Annotated in this window: 1 protein-coding gene; it reads right to left on the reverse strand. The window is 65.0% G+C overall.

The annotated features are described in order from the left end of the window. Position 1: 1 nt before the first annotated feature. On the reverse strand, positions 2 to 1243 hold the full coding sequence (gene arcA, locus DWX63_RS11050) for an arginine deiminase (protein WP_117584235.1): 1242 nt from the start codon (positions 1241 to 1243) through the stop codon (positions 2 to 4). Between the last annotated feature and the right edge of the window lie 24 nt (positions 1244 to 1267).

Genomic DNA, 1267 nt, shown 5'->3' on the forward strand with positions numbered 1-1267 from the left:
CTTAGAGGTCCTCGCGCCAGAAGGGCATGCTCATGCAGCGCGGGCCGCCACGGCCGCGGGAGAGCTCGGCGGAGGGCACGACGAGAAGGTCCAGGCCCTCCTTGTACAGCACGTCGTTGGTGACGGTGTTGCGGGCGTAGACGCAGATCTTGCCGGGCTCGACGCACAGGGTGTTGGAGCCGTCGTTCCACTGCTCGCGGGAGGCCGCGATCGGGTCGCCGCCGCCGCAGGGGATCAGCTTGACCTGGTCAACGCCGGTGGCGTCCTCCAGGACGTGCTCGAGGGTGTCCTCGATCAGGCGGATGTTCACGTCGCCCGGGTTCTTGCCGGCGGTCAGCTCGTAGACGCGCAGGGTGCCCATGATGGCGGGGTGGATCGTGAACTTATCGACGTCGATCTGAGTGAAGACCGTGTCGAGGTGCATGAAGGCGCGGGAGACCGGGATGTCGAAGGCCAGGATGCGCTCGACCTTGGAGTCGGAGTTCCAGAAGATGTTCTGGGCCATGACGTCGATCGCGGCGGCCTGGGTGCGCTGGGAGATGCCGACGGCGAGGGTCTTCTCGTTGATGTTCAGCACGTCGCCGCCCTCGGTGTGGAACTGGCAGTCGCGGCGGAAGTACAGGGAGACGTCCTTGTAGTCGGGGTGGTACTTGAAGACGTACTTGCCGTACAGGGTCTCGCGGTTGCGGGTGACCGAGTACATGCGGTTGAGGTTGACGCCCTCGCCGACGACCGCGAACGGGTCGCGGGTGAAGTAGAGGTTGGGCATCGGGTCGATGATCAGGTCGGACTCGGACTCGGAGTTGACCAGGGAGTCGAGGGTCGTGGACGCCGTGAGGGGCATGTCGATCTCGGCCTTGGTCATGCCGGCCATGGTCTTCTTGACGAACTCGAGGTTGTCCTCGATGGAGTCCAGCTTCTCGCGGACGATCTGCGGCATCTGCTGGCCGCGGATGCCTGCCTCGGCGATGTACTGGTCGGTGAACTCGGCGCGGGCGCCGGGGACCTGGTCGAACACCTCTGCGACGAGGTTCTCGAGGTAGAGCACCTCCACGCCCTGGTCCTTAAGGATCTGGGCGAAGGTGTCGTGCTCCTGCTGCGCGACCTCCAGGAACGGGACGTCGTCGAACAGGAGTCGCTCGAGCTCGTCGGGCGGCAGGTTGAGGAGCTCGTCGCCGGGACGGTGCAGGCAGACCTTCCTGAGCTTGCCGATCTCGGAAGGCACGTGCAGACCTTTCGTCATGGCCTCCTACCTTTCTTTCGGGCC

This window comes from Collinsella sp. AF20-14LB (assembly GCF_003459505.1).
In the GTDB taxonomy this organism is placed as follows: domain Bacteria; phylum Actinomycetota; class Coriobacteriia; order Coriobacteriales; family Coriobacteriaceae; genus Collinsella.